At 57.6% G+C, this 16482-nt stretch carries 14 protein-coding genes; 9 read left to right on the forward strand and 5 right to left on the reverse strand.

Annotated elements, in window-relative coordinates; genetic code table 11:
* Together QZ517_RS16415 and QZ517_RS16420 are read left to right on the forward strand one after the other, a co-directional pair.
* Nucleotides 1–389 (forward strand): prephenate dehydrogenase dimerization domain-containing protein (locus QZ517_RS16415; protein ID WP_294228767.1); only part of this gene is annotated, 389 nt, incomplete at its 5' end.
* Nucleotides 386–1225, forward strand: coding sequence for an extensin family protein (locus tag QZ517_RS16420; RefSeq protein WP_294228769.1), 840 nt, complete (start codon nt 386–388; stop codon nt 1223–1225). The genes QZ517_RS16415 and QZ517_RS16420, both read left to right, overlap by 4 nt.
* A 9-nt stretch (nt 1226–1234) precedes the next feature.
* On the opposite strand, the gene QZ517_RS16425 is transcribed toward QZ517_RS16420, so the two are convergent.
* Complete coding sequence (locus QZ517_RS16425; RefSeq protein WP_294228772.1) at nt 1235–2233, reverse strand: DUF2125 domain-containing protein; 999 nt, start codon at nt 2231–2233, stop codon at nt 1235–1237.
* A 69-nt stretch (nt 2234–2302) separates the two neighbouring features.
* On the opposite strand from QZ517_RS16425, the gene QZ517_RS16430 reads away from it, so the two are divergent.
* The 3 genes from QZ517_RS16430 (at nt 2303) to QZ517_RS16440 (ending at nt 6380) form a co-directional block, all read left to right on the forward strand.
* Nucleotides 2303–2827 carry a gamma-glutamylcyclotransferase gene (locus tag QZ517_RS16430; RefSeq protein ID WP_294228775.1) on the forward strand — a complete coding sequence of 175 codons (525 nt, stop codon included), beginning with the start codon at nt 2303–2305 and terminating at the stop codon, nt 2825–2827.
* Between the two features lie 94 nt (nt 2828–2921).
* On the forward strand, nt 2922–4160 hold the full coding sequence (locus tag QZ517_RS16435) for a biopolymer transporter ExbB (RefSeq protein ID WP_294228778.1): 1239 nt from the start codon (nt 2922–2924) through the stop codon (nt 4158–4160).
* 3 nt (nt 4161–4163) lie between these two features.
* Nucleotides 4164–6380 carry a peptidoglycan -binding protein gene (locus tag QZ517_RS16440; RefSeq protein WP_294228781.1) on the forward strand — a complete coding sequence of 739 codons (2217 nt, stop codon included), beginning with the start codon at nt 4164–4166 and terminating at the stop codon, nt 6378–6380.
* 6 nt (nt 6381–6386) lie between these two features.
* Here the strand turns inward: QZ517_RS16440 and QZ517_RS16445 are convergent, their stop codons facing one another.
* The 3 genes from QZ517_RS16445 to gloB all read right to left on the reverse strand — a co-directional run bounded on the left by QZ517_RS16445 (nt 6387) and on the right by gloB (nt 10667).
* Nucleotides 6387–7349 (reverse strand): M23 family metallopeptidase, encoded by a 963-nt coding sequence (locus QZ517_RS16445; protein WP_294228783.1) that lies wholly within the window; start codon nt 7347–7349, stop codon nt 6387–6389.
* A complete protein-coding gene (gene clpA / locus QZ517_RS16450; protein ID WP_294228788.1) occupies nt 7349–9676 on the reverse strand; it encodes an ATP-dependent Clp protease ATP-binding subunit ClpA in 2328 nt (775 codons plus the stop codon). Before clpA ends, QZ517_RS16445 begins: the two co-directional genes overlap by 1 nt.
* Before the next feature lie 223 nt (nt 9677–9899).
* Nucleotides 9900–10667 (reverse strand): hydroxyacylglutathione hydrolase, encoded by a 768-nt coding sequence (gloB, locus tag QZ517_RS16455; RefSeq protein ID WP_294228791.1) that lies wholly within the window; start codon nt 10665–10667, stop codon nt 9900–9902.
* 61 nt (nt 10668–10728) lie between these two features.
* Here gloB and QZ517_RS16460 point away from each other — a divergent pair, with 61 nt between their 5' ends.
* Entirely contained in the window at nt 10729–11475 is a 747-nt protein-coding gene (locus tag QZ517_RS16460; RefSeq protein ID WP_294228793.1) for a class I SAM-dependent methyltransferase, read from the forward strand.
* An 11-nt stretch (nt 11476–11486) separates the two neighbouring features.
* Here the strand turns inward: QZ517_RS16460 and QZ517_RS16465 are convergent, their stop codons facing one another.
* Nucleotides 11487–13079, reverse strand: a complete 1593-nt coding sequence (locus tag QZ517_RS16465; RefSeq protein WP_294228796.1) for a hypothetical protein — start codon at nt 13077–13079, stop codon at nt 11487–11489.
* 432 nt (nt 13080–13511) lie between these two features.
* Between QZ517_RS16465 and QZ517_RS16470 the strand changes: the two genes are divergently transcribed.
* The 3 genes from QZ517_RS16470 to QZ517_RS16480 form a co-directional block, all read left to right on the forward strand.
* Nucleotides 13512–14072, forward strand: a complete 561-nt coding sequence (locus QZ517_RS16470; protein ID WP_294228798.1) for a F0F1 ATP synthase subunit delta — start codon at nt 13512–13514, stop codon at nt 14070–14072.
* Complete coding sequence (atpA, locus tag QZ517_RS16475) at nt 14072–15610, forward strand: F0F1 ATP synthase subunit alpha (RefSeq protein WP_294228800.1); 1539 nt, start codon at nt 14072–14074, stop codon at nt 15608–15610. Before QZ517_RS16470 ends, atpA begins: the two co-directional genes overlap by 1 nt.
* A 14-nt stretch (nt 15611–15624) precedes the next feature.
* Nucleotides 15625–16482 (forward strand): F0F1 ATP synthase subunit gamma (locus QZ517_RS16480; protein ID WP_294228803.1); only part of this gene is annotated, 858 nt, incomplete at its 3' end.

Here is a 16482-nt window from a genome sequence, read left to right on the forward strand (position 1 = left end):
CGGACCACCATGATTTGGTGCTGGCCGTGACCAGCCACACGCCGCACCTGATTGCCTACACTATGGTCGGCGTGGCGGATGATCTGCGCCGTGTGACCGACAGCGAAGTCATCAAGTATTCGGCGGCGGGGTTTCGGGACTTTACCCGGATCGCGGCATCTGACCCCACCATGTGGCGGGACGTGTTTTTGACCAACAAAGACGCAACGCTGGAGATTTTGGGGCGCTTCACAGAAGAGCTGTTTGCGCTGCAACGCGCGATTCGCACTGGAGATGGCGAGCATCTGCACGACTATTTCACCCGAACACGGGAAATTCGTCGCGGGATCATTGAGGCGGGACAGGACACGGCTGCGCCAAACTTTGGCCGTGAGGCACCTAAGGCATGAAGCAGACAGCGGCATACTTGGCGATTGCGGTGACTTTGGGGGCGGGTGCGTTGAGTGCTGCGCTGGCCAATGCACCGGAGCGCAGTTTGCGGCCGGTTTTGCGCGTGGTCTATCCGGTGGCGTTGCCAAGTTTTGCTCCCGATCAGTCTTTGCGACCAGTGTTGCGGCCTGAAGGCAATGCGGCAACGGTCACGCGCGTTGCGGCTGTTGCGCCTGCCACAGCTGCAGCGGCGGCCACGATTGAGATGGCTGAGCCAGAGCCTGTGCGTGTGACGCGGGCAGAAAAACGAGCGCGTAAAGCCGCGGGCATTGGCAAAGTGTGCCGCAACAAGCGTCTGATTGGCAAAGAGGTGCCGCCGGTGCCGGCCAAGCTGCGTGGCTGCGGCATCAAAAAAGGGGCCATCAAGCTCTACGAAGTTGATGGCGTGAAGCTATCCACGCCTGCGGTGATGACCTGTGACACAGCCAAGGCGCTGGAGAAATGGGTTGATAAAGGTCTGAAAAAATCGGTGCGCAGCTTTGGTGGTGGGGCCAAGGAGATCAAGGTGGCCGCCGGGTATTCCTGCCGGACACGTAACAACCGCCCCGGTGCCAAGATCAGTGAGCACGGCAGAGGCAAGGCGATTGATATCTCGGCGATCAAGCTGAAAAACGGCGAGAGTATTTCGGTTCTGAAAGACTGGAACAACGGCAAGAAAGGCCGGATTCTCAAGAAGATGCACAAGCAGGCTTGTGGGCCGTTTGGCACGGTTTTGGGCCCCAATGCCGATCGCTACCACAGGGACCACTTCCACTTCGATACTGCGAAACATCGCGGCGGGGCTTACTGTCGCTGAACTGCGTTCTTAGCGGAGAAAAATGCGCGGGGCCGGGCCGATGGGCAGCGGCCCTAATTTTGTTGCGCCATTTGCAAATGTCAGCGGAATGTCGAGCTCATTTGCCTTGCCGGACAGCTGCGCCACAAAGCCTAGCGCTTGTTCCACCGTGTCGATCACGGGCACAGGCAGGTGGCCGGAATGACGGGCCACTTCCAAGAGGTCACGCCAGTTGACGGCACGTATGGTGACCTCGCCAGTAGGAAAGCCAGAGGTGTCGATGGTGACGTTTCCTGCCGCGTGAAGTTGCAAATCACCCCAAATGATCTCCGCCAATGTCAGGTTAAGAGAAACCGGTTGGGGGCGGGAATGTTCGATGGCGGTGCGGTCCCACGGACGATCAAAACTGGCGGTGAGGTCGGCGCGAAAACTTGAGAAACTGCGCGGCAGGTCGATGCCATTTGGCAGGGCAAACCCGACAGGCGGCGTCAGCGTGTCGGCCTTGAACGCGACGCGATAGGTGGCGGCGTTTTCCGCATCGCGATGCATGGCAAGGTTGATAGCGCTGGCGGCCAGTTGCCAGCTGGCGGTTGAGGTCACGCCGAGGCTTTCAATCGCAAGGTTGGCGCGGCTGAGTGTAAGGTCGGTGCCGGGATCAAGCACCAGGGAAGCTCGCATGTCGCCGGTGGTTATGGAGAGCTTTTCGCCAGGAATGGCGAGGGTTTGCGTGTTGGGCCAGACCGCAATCACGTGATTGGGGCGGTAGGTCAGAGCGTGCATGTTGAAAAACGGCGCCTCCCAAGCAACGCCGGTTTGTGGATCGGCCAAAGTGAGGTTTTCTAGTGTGCTGTCCAAACGGCTTGGGAAACCGGACACCGATAGGGTGTCATATTCAGCTACCCAACCCTCTGCGCGGCGGTCTTCGAACCAGATTGGCACGGCTGCTGTGAGCGCGCCGTAGCCCAGAAGCCAGAAGCCGGACCACGCCAAAGCGGCCAAAAGCACAAGCAGGGTCAGCAATCTCATCATGGTAGGGCCTTTCTCACAGTGTCCGTTTGGTGTTTAACGGCGCAAAGCCAGCAGGACCAGAGGCAGACTATGTGGGTATTTGGATACGGATCGCTTTTGTGGAACCCGGGATTTGAGGTCGCGGAGCAGGCGGTTGCCCGTTTGGACGGGTGGCATCGCAGCTTTTGCATGCGCTCCATTCACCACCGTGGCACCGTGGAGGATCCGGGGCTTGTTTTGGCTCTGGACGCAGAAGTCGGCGCCCATTGTCAGGGGGTGGCGTTGAAGGTGGCAGATGGACATGAAGCGCGCACCTTGGATTATTTGCGCGAACGGGAGTTGGTGAGTTCGGCTTATCTTGAGGAAACACTGCCTTTGACCTTGCGCGATGGACGTGCCGTGCAGGCTGTGACCTATGTGATTGATCCCGATCACGTGCAGTATTGTCACCTGTCGTTGGATGAGCAGGCGCGGATCATTTCAACTGCTGTGGGCGGGCGTGGACCCAACACAGAGTACCTGCACAACACGGCCAGCCATCTTTTTGAACTGGGCATTGAGGATGGCGACCTGAAGTGGTTGTCCCAAGAAGTGCGCAGATTGACCGCTGCCTGAAGGCCGTCGTACCAAAATCGGCGAAATTCCTTGGCAGGGCAGGGACATGGCAGTAGGGTGAGCGCAGAAAAACAAAGCGTCAGGACCCATCTAAATGGATCAGCCGGACCGTACAGTCGAGCCGCATTTCTCTAAACCGACCTTCCAGATTCTTCAGATGCTGGTTGTCTTGGGGCTTGTGGCCGCCGTGGGTTATGTGGCCTTGCCTCAAGTGTTGCCGGTGTTCACCGCCAACCCTGAGCTTAACGGCTTTATCTTCTTTGTGTTTTTGGTTGGTGTGGCCGCAACCTTTGCCCAAGTGCTTTCGCTGTTCCGATCGGTGCGTTGGATTGAAGGTTTTGCTGGACGTCTGGAAGGCCATGACGCCGCCAACCCACCCACATTGCTGGCGCCATTGGCCAGCCTGCTGCGTGAGCGCGGGATGCATGGGCAAATTTCCTCGACCTCGACAAGTTCCATTTTGGAGTCAGTTGCGACGCGGATCGATGAAGGGCGTGAAATCACGCGCTATATTGTCAACCTGCTGATCTTCCTCGGTCTGTTGGGCACGTTTTATGGTCTGGCGACCACGGTTCCGGCGGTGGTGGACACCATCAAAAGCCTCGATTTGGGCGGGGGTGAATCCAGTATAGACGTGGTGAGCCGCCTGATGGACGGTTTGGAAAGCCAGTTGGGCGGCATGGGCGTGGCGTTTGCCTCCTCGCTGCTGGGCCTGGCGGGCTCGCTTGTGGTGGGGCTCTTGGAGCTGTTTGCAAGCCACGGGCAGAACCGATTTTACCGTGAATTGGAAGAGTGGTTGAGCTCATTCACACGTGTTGGCTTTTCCTCCGGCGATGGAGACGGCGGTGACGTTTCGGTGTTGGGCGCTGCGTTTGAGCACATGTCCGGCCAGCTGGATCAGCTGCGCGAAACCATGGTGCAAACGGCACAGGTGCGCGGCGAAAGCGGGGGCGATATGGCTGCATTGCTTGAGGCAATGCACCGCATGACCGATCGGCTTGAAACACAGGACGCGGCAACGCAGGCCTTGTTGCGCATTGCGGAGGGGCAGGAAAAACTGGTCTCGCAATTGTCTGACGGCGGCGGTTTGGACGGTGGCATGGATGCGGAAAGCCGGATGCGGTTGCGCTCAATTGACGTTCAGATGTTGCGCATTTTGGAAGAAATTTCCGCGGGTCGTCAGGAAAGCATGACCGAGCTGCGCACCGAGTTGAACGGGATCGCACGGGTGCTGCGCCGGGTTGGCAACGCCATGGACGGCGAAACCAAAGGGCCCGTCACCAAGGTGCAATTGAAACGTCCACCAGCGCCCAAGGGCGGCAAGGAGGGCTAAGCCATGGCCCTGTCCCGACGCACTGGACAACGCTTTCAAGCCAGTATTTGGCCCGGCTTTGTAGACGCAATGACCGGCCTTTTGCTGGTTCTGATGTTTGTGCTGACGATCTTTATGATCGTGCAGTTTGTACTGTCAGAGACCATCACCGAGAAAGATTCAGAGCTCAACACACTGCAGTCAGAGGTGGCCGCATTGGCGGATGCTTTGGGGTTGGAGCGGACACGGGCGCAGGAGCTTGAAACCGAAATTGGCGGTTTGTCGGCCACGTTGGGCGATCGAGAAACCCAGTTGCGAGAGCAGGACGCGTTGATTTCTGCGCTGACAGCCACGCGGGATGCGCAGGCGGCGGCTTTGGATGCGGCGCGCACACAAATCACCAGTTTTGAAGCACAGGTCGCAACGCTATTGGCGCAACGGAATGAGGCGCGGGCCGAAATTGCGACGCTGGAAGGCGATCGTGAGACGCTGATTGATGAGCGCGAAGCATTGAACCTGGCGCTGGCGCAGGCGCGCAGCGAAATTGATGCGGGTGTTGAAACTGCGCGGCTGGCCGCGGCGGAAGCGGACGCCATGCAGGCGTTGATCGACAGTTTGCGCACAGAGGTCGCGGCCAACGAACAACAGATTGACGAGTTGGCGGCGGAGGCTGATCAGCTGGACAAGGCGCTGACCGCAGAAGAGCAGCGGCGTGTGCTGGAAGCAGCGGCCGCGGAAGAGTTGCGAAAACGGCTTGAAAACGCGGATGCGGAACTGACGGCGATGACGCTGGCGCTTGAGGCGCAGCGCAAGGAGGCTGAAAACACGTTGACGATGTTGGCGGCTGCCGAAGCTGCGCGCGAAGATCTGGATCTGAAACTGGCGGCGGCGTTGGTGGCAGGGCAGAGCGTTGACGCGAGTTTAGAAGAAACCGTGCTTTTGCTGGCCACGGCAGAAGCAGAGCGAGATGCGCGTGAAGGTGAACTTGCCTCGGTGAAAGCGGAGTTGGCGGCGGCGCTGTTGGGGCTGGAAGAAAACCGGCGCACCGTGAGCGCGTTGCAGAACCAGCTGGTGGCAGAGGTGGCAGCGCGGGCCACGGCCGAAGCGCAAGTTGGCGAGCGTCGGTCTGATTTGCAGGAACTTGAGGCGCAGTTGGCTGAGGCTTTGGCCGCGAAGTTGGCGGCGGAATCGCAAGGCGCTGAGGCGGCTGCGACAGCTGAAGGTTTGACCGCACAAGTGGCCGATCTGGAAGAGCAATTGGCGGCTGCGGTTGCGGCGCAGGTCAATGCTCAAGCCGGTGGATCGTCGTTGCGGGAGCGGTTGGCGTCCGCGTTGGCAGCAAAACTGGCGGCGGAACAAAAGCTGCGGGATGTGCTGAACGTCGAAGAGGAATTGGCCAAGGCCTTGGCCGCGCAAAAGGTAGCGGAAGCGGGGCAAGTTGATGCTTTGACAGAAGCCGAGCGACGCGATGCTTTGCTGGCTGAGGCCAACAAGGCGCTGTCCGCAGAAGAAGCCAAGTCGGCGGAAAGCCTGCGCCAAATTGCTGCGCTCAATCAGCAGATTGGCGCGTTGCGCACGCAATTGGGCCAGTTGCAGACCATTTTGGACGAATACGCCGAGAAAGATGTGGCGGCAAATGTGCAGCTTGAGGCGCTGGGATCGGATCTCAATGCGGCGCTGGCGCGAGCCGCAGCGGAGGAGCGTAAGCGGCGGCTTCTGGAAGAGGCGGAGCGTATCCGGCTTGAGCAGGAGAAGATTGCGCTGCAGAACCAGACCAAAGATCTGGAGCAGTATCGCTCTGAGTTTTTTGGACAGCTGCGGAGCCTTCTTGGTGCGCAGGAAGGTGTACGCATAGTTGGCGACCGGTTTGTGTTCTCCTCCGAAGTGCTGTTTCCACCTGGCGGCGCAGATCTGTCGTTTGAGGGGCAGGCAGAGGTTGCCAAGGTGGCTGGTATCCTACAGAGCGTGATTGACGATATTCCCAGCAATATCAACTGGATCTTGCGTGTGGACGGCCACACGGATGACGTGCCAATTTATGGCGGCGCGTTTGCGGATAACTGGGAGTTGAGCCAAGCGCGGGCGCTGTCTGTGGTTCGGTATATGATCGACGTTCTGGGCTTGCCGCCACAGCGGTTGTCGGCCAATGGGTTTGGTCAATTTCAGCCGGTTGACCCCGAAGATACGGCAGAGGCGCGGGCGCGCAATCGTCGGATTGAGTTGAAGTTCACAGAGAAATAGACGCGGTTAGTCCACTGTAAGCGTGATGGCTTGATGGTCCAGTTGGGTGCCATCGCGCGTGATTGTGACTGCACCCTGATAGGTGCCCTTGGGCCAGCCGCCAATTGGGGTGCGTTTGCCACCTGCGCGGAAATACTGCGCCTGAGTTTTCTCCAGGATGACCGTGTGATCAAACACCGATCCTTGTGGCCCGGTGATAGTGAGCGTCATTTTGTCGTTGGGCCGGCTGCCAAAGGCGTAGCCAAAAAGAACCAAAGCTTTGGCTTGCGAAGGCACGCGGACGCGACCGGCCATGCCGGACTTGATGGACGCGAATTTTGGCACACCAACTTCAAATCCGATGCGGATCAACCCGCCGCCAACGTAGTCAATGCCATCATCCCAGAGCTTGTCATTGGCTTCTCCGCAGACACCCAGATGGTCAGGCGCAAAAGGATCCACCACACGGTTGCCTTGGCGGATGGAGATATGAAGATGGGGGAACTGCGTGCGGCCGGAGAGACCAATTTGGCCCAGCACCTGACCACGTGCGATTTTATCACCTTGAGACACAGCCACGGAACCTTGTTTCATGTGGCAATATTGGCTGACCCAACCGTCTCCGTGATCGATTGAGAGCCCGTTGCCGCAGTCTTTGCCATTGAGATTGGGGATGTCTTCGGTGGCGATCACTTTGTCGATCATGCCATCTCGCGTGCCCAGAACCACGCCATTGGCCGCGGCCATCACGTTTACTCCGGCGTCCATGGCATCGGTGGTGGGCAGAGCAAAATCGGTGCCTTTGTGGCCGTCATAAGAGAGCGGGCCGCAGGTGTGATCGAGGTGACCATCGCTTTCATCGTGGTCGACGTAGTTTTGAATGAAGCATGTCTCACCCAACTCGCAATCCACGGGCAGTGAAAACGTCGGCGCGCCCGCAGCCGGAAAAGCTGCGAGCGCGCCAATCAGTGCAAGACTGTGTGTCCGCATCACTCCGCTGTCAGCAGCGGTGGCTTGTCGCCGGTGATACGGGGGCTGTCAGGGCCGGCCAGATCAAGCAGCAATTCGCCGTTCTTGACCTTCACCTTGACCACACCGCCTTTGGCCAATTTGCCAAATAGCAGCTCCTCAGCCAGTGGTTTCTTGATGTGTTCCTGAATAACACGGCCAAGTGGACGTGCGCCCATGCGATCATCATAGCCTTTGTCTGCCAGCCATTGCGCGGCTTTTGGGGTCAACTCAATGGTCACATTGCGGTCCATCAGCTGCGCCTCAAGCTGCAGCACAAACTTCTCGACCACCTGCAAGATGACCTCTTTGGGCAGTGGTGCGAAGGAGATCACCGCGTCCAGACGGTTGCGGAATTCAGGTGTAAACGTACGCTCGATCGCGGCGGTGTCTTCGCCTTCGCGACGGTCGCGTCCAAAGCCGATGGCGGCTTTTGCCTGTTCCGATGCGCCCGCGTTGGAGGTCATGATCACAACCACGTTGCGGAAGCTCACGGTCCGGCCGTTGTGATCGGTCAACTCACCATTGTCCATCACTTGCAGCAGGATGTTGTAGACGTCGGGGTGGGCTTTCTCCATCTCGTCAAGCAACAGCACACAATGCGGATGTTGATCCACGCCGTCGGTGAGCAGGCCGCCCTGGTCAAAACCAACATAGCCGGGAGGCGCACCGATCAGGCGGGAGACCGCGTGTTTCTCCATGTATTCGGACATGTCAAAGCGCAGCAGTTCCACGCCTAGCGTGTCGGCCAGTTGTTTTGCGACTTCGGTTTTGCCCACACCAGTTGGACCAGCAAACAGGTAGTTGCCGATGGGCTTTTCAGGTTCACGCAGTCCTGCACGGGCCAGTTTGATGGCAGAGGACAGTGACTCGATCGCTTTGTCCTGACCAAACACCACGCGCTTGAGGGATTTTTCCAAATCCTTGAGCACTTCGGCGTCGTCTTTGGAGACGCTTTTGGGCGGGATGCGGGCGATCTTGGCCACCACAGCCTCGATTTCCTTTACACCAATGGTTTTGCGACGCTTGGAGGCAGCCACAAGATGCTGCGCAGCGCCCGCTTCGTCGATGACGTCGATGGCTTTGTCCGGCAGTTTGCGGTCATTGATGTAGCGCGCGGACAGTTCCACGGCAGTTTTGATCGCATCAGCGGTGTATTTCACGCTGTGATGTGCCTCAAAGTACTCTTTGAGACCGCGCAGAATTTTGATGCTGTCGGGCACATTAGGCTCGTTCACGTCGATTTTTTGGAAGCGACGGGCCAGCGCACGGTCTTTCTCAAAGTGCTGGCGGAACTCTTTGTAGGTGGTGGAGCCCATGGTGCGCAGTTTGCCGCCCTGAAGAGCAGGTTTCAGCAGGTTGGACGCATCCATCGCACCACCGGATGTGGCACCAGCCCCAATCACGGTGTGGATTTCGTCGATAAACAGCACGGCGTCGGGGTGTTCTTCCAACTCGGTGACCACAGCTTTCAGGCGTTCTTCAAAATCGCCGCGGTAGCGGGTGCCTGCAAGCAACGCGCCCATGTCGAGGGAATAGATGGTGGTCTCAGACAGAACCTCTGGAATATCGCCGTTCACAATTTTGCGCGCGAGACCTTCGGCAATCGCGGTTTTGCCCACGCCGGGATCGCCCACCAGAAGCGGGTTGTTTTTGCGGCGGCGGCAAAGCACCTGAATGCAGCGCTCCACCTCGTGATCGCGGCCAATCAGCGGGTCGACGTCGCCCTTGTTGGCTTTCACGTTCAAATCAACACAGTATTTGGCCAGAGCGCTCTCTTTGGCCTCGCCGCCTTCGGCGGCAGCTTCGATGCGCTGCTCCTGTTCGTCGTCCGCGCCGCTGACCGGGCGGGCTTCGCCAAAGGCCGGATCTTTGGCAACACCATGCGCGATAAAGTTGACCGCGTCATAGCGGGTCATATCTTGCTCCTGCAGGAAGTAGGCAGCGTTGGATTCGCGTTCAGCAAAGATGGCGACCAGTACGTTGGCGCCGGTCACTTCGGTGCGCCCGGAGCTTTGAACGTGAATAGCAGCGCGTTGGATTACACGCTGGAATGCGGCTGTTGGCACAGCTTCAGAGCCTTCAATGTCGGTGACCAGATTGGACAGGTCATCGTCAATGAAGTCCTCAAGGTCTTTGCGCAGCTCGTCGACGTTCACGCCACAAGCTTGCATCACGCGCAGGGCATCGGGCTCATCCAGCAGCGACAGGAGCAAGTGCTCCAGCGTGGCAAATTCATGTTTGCGCTGGTTGGCCTGCGCGAGCGCGGCGTGGATGGCTTGTTCTAGTGAGTTCGAAAATGACGGCACGGTGTGACTGCTCCCTCCGGGGTTCGATGAAGGCGGGTGGCCCTTCCTTCACCATAGGGTCGTTGTATTAAAGTTTGGTCGATTGACGGCGGTCTTCAAGGACTTTCTGCAAAATTTGATGCAGATTTCTGTCTATTCAGCCTCTGGTTGGGTCACTTGCACGTGAACCGCCGTCCTATTGAGCGTGTCTACATTGGATTTGCGTCTGTTTTGGTGTGTCTGATCAAAAAGAGTCTTTTTGTTTGCGCACCTCGGTGAAGACGTCGACCGGGGCAGCGCCTTGTATGCCAAGGGCCTTTTGCAAGGCAGGATCAGCACTGCGCAGGAAGGGATTGGTTTGTTTTTCCAATCCAAGGCTTGAAGGAACCGTGGCCATCCCTTTGGCGCGCATCTCGGCGGTATCAGATATGCGCTTTGCCACATTTGCATCGTTGTTGCCAAGGGAAGCGGCAAAAGCGCAGTTGGATGTGGTGTATTCATGGCCGGAGCACACGGTGGTCTCGTCTGGCAGGGCCGCGAGTTTTGTGAGGCTGTCAAACATCTGCGCCGGGGTGCCTTCAAACAGGCGGCCACAGCCCATGGCCATCAGGCTGTCACCGGTGAACACGGCGGCGGTATCCGGGAAGTGAAAAGCGATGTGACCCACGGTGTGACCGGACACATCCAAGACAGAGACAGGTTCGCCTGCAAAGTCGAAGGTCTCACCTTCTGTGACGGCCAGATCGAGAGAAGGCAAGCGATGGGCGTCGGCTTTGGCGCCGATCACTTTGGCAGGATGGGTGGCAAGAATGTCAGGCAGACCATCGATATGGTCCCAGTGGTGGTGGGTGAGCAAGATGTGGGTGAGCGTCCAATTGCGGCGTTTGAGCTCCGCCAAAATCGGGCCAGGTTCCGGTGCATCCACCAGCGCGGTGGCACCGGTGGTCGGGTCGTGGATCAGAAAGGCGTAGTTGTCGGACAGGCAGGGGATGGTGACAATCTCATGGGGCATGGAAATCCGCCTCTGTGTTGTTATGTTAGTTCTAGATTTGCCTATCGGGGAGCCGGGTGCAATGCATCTTGACGTGCAGGATCTTCGAAATTTTTATTACCGCAGCACCTTGGGGCGCGCGGCCCAAAAGGCTGTGCGGGATGAGGTGTTGGAGCTTTGGCCCGAGGCTGAAGTCAAAGGCCAGACGGTGGCGGGGTTTGGCTTTGCAGTGCCGTTGCTGCGACCCTATCTGTCCGATGCGCGGCGGGTGATTGGCTTGATGCCGGCGCCACAGGGCGTGATGCCTTGGCCTGCGGGCATGGCCAATGTGTCTGTGTTGTGTGAGGAAACGCTTTGGCCGTTGGATACGGGGCGTGTCGATCGGCTGGTGTTGATGCACGGCCTGGAAACAAGCGAGCGGCCCAGCGACGTGTTGACCGAGGCGCATCGTGTATTGGGGCCGGGCGGGCGTGCCTTGTTTGTGGTGCCACATCGTACCGGCATGTGGTCGAGCAGTGATAAGACACCGTTTGGCTTTGGGAGGCCCTATTCAGCTGGGCAATTGGAGACCCAGCTGCGCGAGCATGGTTTTATGCCGGAGCGCCACCGCGCGACCTTGTATCAACCGCCAAGTCATAAGCGGTTTTGGCGTAAAACCGGTGCCCTTTGGGAAGGGATTGGCAAAACAGTCTCGCCCGTCATGGCAGGCGGGGTGCTGATTGTGGAAGCCAGCAAGCGCGTCCACGCGCCAACCGGACCCGGCGTGTCCGCACGTGTCAGGAAGCCATTGAGTGTGTTAAATCCCAAGCCGGAGGTTGCCCCGGCTTAAGGGGGCTGGGCTTAGGCGGCGCGCAGGATCTCCAAGCGTGGATCTTCTTCCGCGATGCCGACACCAGTGGCAAAGTCTTCTTCCATAACCTTCAAGATTGAGACATCGCCGACAAACACCTCTGAATAGGCAACTTCGAAGCCGTTGCTGTAGGTGTGGTTGACCACGTCAACTTCGCCTTCCAGTCCGGCAGGGATGTTTATCGTGAGGTGGTTGCCGCTCAGTTGTTTGATCACGGCAGGGCCTTGATCCATCGCGTCTTCATGCAGATTCAACACCAACGTGTCGGAGCCTTCGCCGCCTTCAACATAGTGACCCATGCCAAAAGTGATGGAATCGTCACCGTCCCCGCCAAAGAGTGCGGTGTCGTTGTTTTGGATCAGATCAGCGGTCAAAACGTCATCCCCTTCGCCGCCAAACAGCTGTGCCGCGCCATCGCCAGCTTCAGTAACTTCGATGCTGTCGTTGCCTTCGCCGCCGTATATCAGATGCGTACCATCGGTGATTTCGACCGTGTCGTCTCCGCCTTTCAAAACAGTGGCGGTGTCTTCGCTGAGCGTCAGCGCGTCCGCTTCATCGCTGCCCTCGGTTGGCGTCAGGGCATAGAGGCGGTGCGCGTCACCCTCGCCGGTGTCGTCTTCGTTGTGATGACTGTCTGGATCAAACACGCTGGTCAACTGGACGTTGCTGGTGTCGAATTCGAACAGGCCTTCGAGACGGACAGTGCGGGTTTCGACGTTGTCATCGTTAAGCGGGTTGGTCCAGCTGAAGTGGACATCCACAAACGCGCCGTCCGGATCTTCGGTGGTGGAGACCTCAGGAAGGGGCAACTCGTCAACATCGTCAAAACTGGGCATTGCGCCCAGATCAAGCAACAGCATGTCTTCGTCAGGATCAAAGTCTGTGATGGTGGCGATGATCTGATTGTCGTCTCCGTCTCGGATCGCAGTGGCACCGTCGATGTCAAAAGCGTAGACGTCCGCGCCTTCGCCGCCGGTCAGGACGTGAGACACTGCTTCTTCCGGTAGGCCAGAAAGCGGCTTCATAACGAAGGTATCGTCGCCGTCGCCGCCATCCGCAGTAGCCGCACCGTCGTCCGCAGAGTTGTTGTGTTGGAGGAAAAATGTGTCGTCGCCCTCGCCACCAAAGCCGGAGGCCGCATCGGAAATGTGCATGTAGTCTTCGCCTGCGCCACCGTGGCCTTCGGCCGTGCCGCCAAGGTCAAACACATCGTTGCCTTCGCCGCCAAGAATCATGCCCTCGCCAAAGGATTTGAGCGTGTCATTGCCAGCACCAGCGTCAATGTTCTCTTCGCCACGGGCATACAACGTGTCGTTGTCATCTGTGCCGTAGGTGGTTGGGCCGTCCAGTTCTGCCTCGTCTTGGGTAAATTCCGGCTGCACAAGGTCAATACCTTCACCTGTTTCTGGTGTTCCGACCAGATCAACCAAGTTGGCGGGTTGCTGGTCTTCGGCCAGCATGTCGTTGTCCTCGGAATCCGTGTCGTCTCGTACCGGATCCCCGGTCGTTTCGGTTTCGCCAACGTCAACAAAAGCGGTGGCTGCGCCGAGGCCCAGCAATGACAATAGAATTAAAGGTCCCATAATATCCCCACACTTAGAATCAGGTACTAAATCCCCATGGGTAATAAGCTCCGATTTGGATTGAGAATGTGTTGATGGTGTCGTGTTTACGGGGTGTGAATGGACCTCCACGGGCCCTTAAGTAGAGAAAATTGTCTCTACGTCAGGTTTTTGTCAGGTTCGTTTGGCAGGCGGGATTCGACAAAAACGGATGTTTGGGAAACACTTTTTGCCCCAGAGTTAACAGGCAAAGGGTCGCACTTGGCCCAAAGCCTTATAAAATAGGCCTTTCCCGGCATAGGCGATTACATCAAACAATGTTGCTAGCTGCGCAAGCCTCTGCTACACCCGCGACGGAATTTAACGCCTCGTTAGTCCCGAGGTAATGAAACGTCCTTGCGGTATGCATACAATTGTATGCAGAGCGTGAGGCAAGCGAGCGGAAGGGTGGACGTGTCCGAACCAGCTTCGATCTCCTCCGGCATTGCGGAACGCTATGCCACTGCGGTCTTTGAGATCGCACTCGAGAACAAGGCGCTGACCAAATTGGAAAGCGGTCTTGTAGACCTCAACGCAGCCCTGGGCGAAAGCGCCGAGCTGCGTGACCTGATTCATTCGCCGCTGATCAGCCGCGATGAGCAGGAAGCTGCGATCAGCGCAGTCGCCTCCAAGTTGGCTTTGCAGCCGGTGCTAAGCAAGTCGCTGGCTCTGATGGCGCAGAAGCGCCGTCTGTTTGTACTGCCGCAGCTGATTGAGCACCTGCAGGCAATGATTGCTGAGAACAAAGGCGAAGTGACCGCAGATGTCACCACCGCCAAAGCTTTGACCAAAACCCAGATCGACAAGCTGGCCAAAACGCTGGCAGCTCGTGTGGGCAAAGACGTCAAAATCAACGCGACCGTCGACGAGAGCCTCGTTGGCGGTCTTGTAGTTAAAGTGGGCTCGAAGATGATCGACACGTCGATCCGCTCCAAGCTCGCTTCCCTCCAGAATGCAATGAAAGAGGTCGGATAATGGGTATCCAAGCAGCCGAAATCTCTGCGATCCTTAAGGAGCAGATTAAAAACTTTGGCCAGGAGGCCGAAGTGGCCGAAGTCGGCCGTGTGCTTTCCGTCGGTGACGGTATTGCGCGCGTCTACGGCCTGGACAATGTCCAAGCGGGTGAGATGGTTGAATTCCCAGGTGGTATTCAAGGCATGGCGCTGAACCTTGAGAGCGACAACGTTGGTGTTGTTATCTTTGGTTCTGACCGTGACATCAAAGAAGGTGACACAGTTAAGCGTACCAACTCCATCGTGGACGTCCCAACAGGTGAAGGCCTTCTGGGCCGCGTTGTTGACGGTCTGGGCAATCCGCTGGACGGCAAGGGCCCGATCAAATCGGACACCCGCGGCGTTGCAGACGTGAAAGCACCGGGCATTATCCCACGTAAATCCGTACACGAGCCAATGGCCACTGGCCTGAAGTCCGTTGACGCGATGATCCCAATTGGCCGTGGCCAGCGTGAGCTGATCATTGGTGACCGTCAGACTGGTAAGTCGGCTGTGGCTCTGGATGCGATCCTGAACCAGAAGTCTTACAACGAAGCTGCTGGCGACGACGAAAGCAAAAAGCTGTACTGTGTGTACGTTGCGATCGGCCAGAAGCGCTCGACCGTTGCTCAGTTGGTGAAGAAGTTGGAAGAATCCGGCGCAATGGAATATTCCATTGTTGTTGCGGCAACCGCTTCTGAACCTGCCCCTTTGCAGTTCCTCGCGCCTTACGCCGCGACTGCGATGGCCGAGTACTTCCGCGACAACGGCAAGCACGCTCTGATCATCTATGATGATTTGTCCAAGCAAGCTGTTGCGTATCGTCAAATGTCCCTGCTGCTGCGTCGTCCACCCGGACGTGAAGCTTATCCTGGTGACGTTTTCTATCTCCACTCACGTCTGCTTGAGCGTTCTGCGAAGCTGAACGAAGATTTCGGTTCCGGCTCGCTCACCGCGCTGCCAATCATCGAAACCCAAGGTGGCGACGTTTCCGCGTTTATTCCAACCAACGTGATTTCGATCACCGACGGTCAGATCTTCCTGGAAACCGAACTGTTCTACCAAGGTATCCGTCCTGCTGTGAACACCGGTCTGTCGGTTTCCCGTGTTGGTTCGTCGGCCCAAACCAAAGCGATGTCTTCGGTTGCTGGTCCAGTGAAACTGAGCCTGGCTCAGTACCGTGAAATGGCTGCGTTTGCTCAGTTTGGTTCCGACCTTGATGCCGCAACTCAGCAGTTGCTGAACCGTGGTGCACGTCTGACCGAGCTGATGAAACAGCCACAGTATTCGCCGCTGACCAACGCGGAAATCGTTTGTGTGATTTTTGCTGGCGTGAACGGCTACCTCGACAAGATCGACGTGTCCGACGTGGGTCGTTTCGAAGAAGCGATGCTGACACATCTGCGCACGAAAAACGCGGATCTGCTTCAGTGGATCACCGACGAAGATCCTAAGATCAAGGGTGATGCCGCAGACAAAGTCAAAGCAGCGCTGGACGCATTCGTCGCTGACTTCGCGTAAGAAAGGTCTCACAGATGCCAAATCTTAAGGACCTAAAAAACCGGATCTCGAGCGTAAAGAACACGCGCAAGATCACCAAAGCCATGCAAATGGTTGCTGCGGCGAAGCTTCGCCGCGCGCAGGAAGCTGCTGAGCAATCGCGGCCTTACACAGAACGGTTTAACGCTGTTCTGGGTGGGCTCGCGGCCTCGGTTGGCGGATCTGATTCAGCACCGAAGCTGCTCTCGGGCACCGGAAGCGATCAAACCCACCTGTTGGTGGTGATGACTGCGGAACGGGGTTTGTGTGGTGGTTTCAACGCGAACATCTCCAAGTTGGCACGCGCGAAAGCCGCGGAACTGAAAGCTGAAGGCAAAGCCGTTAAGGTTTTGACAGTCGGCAAAAAAGGCCGTGATGCGATCAAACGTGATTTGGGCGACGACTTTGTAGGCCACGTTGACCTGACAGAGGTCAAACGCGTGGGTTACGATGACGCTCAAGGCATTGCCCGTGACATTCTCGTGCGCTTTGACGCGGGTGAGTTTGATGTCGCTACGATCTTCTATTCGAAGTTCGTAAACGTTGTGAGCCAGATCCCAACTGAGCAGCAGATCATTCCGGCCGCGTTTGACGCGGACGCGGAAGGTGCAAGCACTCTGTATGACTACGAGCCCAGCGAAGAAGCCCTTTTGGCTGATCTGCTGCCGCGCGGAGTTGCGACACAGATTTTTGCCGCACTGCTGGAAAATGGTGCCTCTGAACAGGGTGCCCGGATGAGCGCGATGGACAATGCGACCCGCAACGCGGGTGACATGATCGACAAGCTGACAATCGAGTATAACCGCTCGCGTCAGGCTGTGATCACCAACGAGCTGATTGAAATTATTTCGGGC

It is taken from the genome of uncultured Shimia sp. (assembly GCF_913054185.1).
Lineage (GTDB): Bacteria > Pseudomonadota > Alphaproteobacteria > Rhodobacterales > Rhodobacteraceae > Shimia.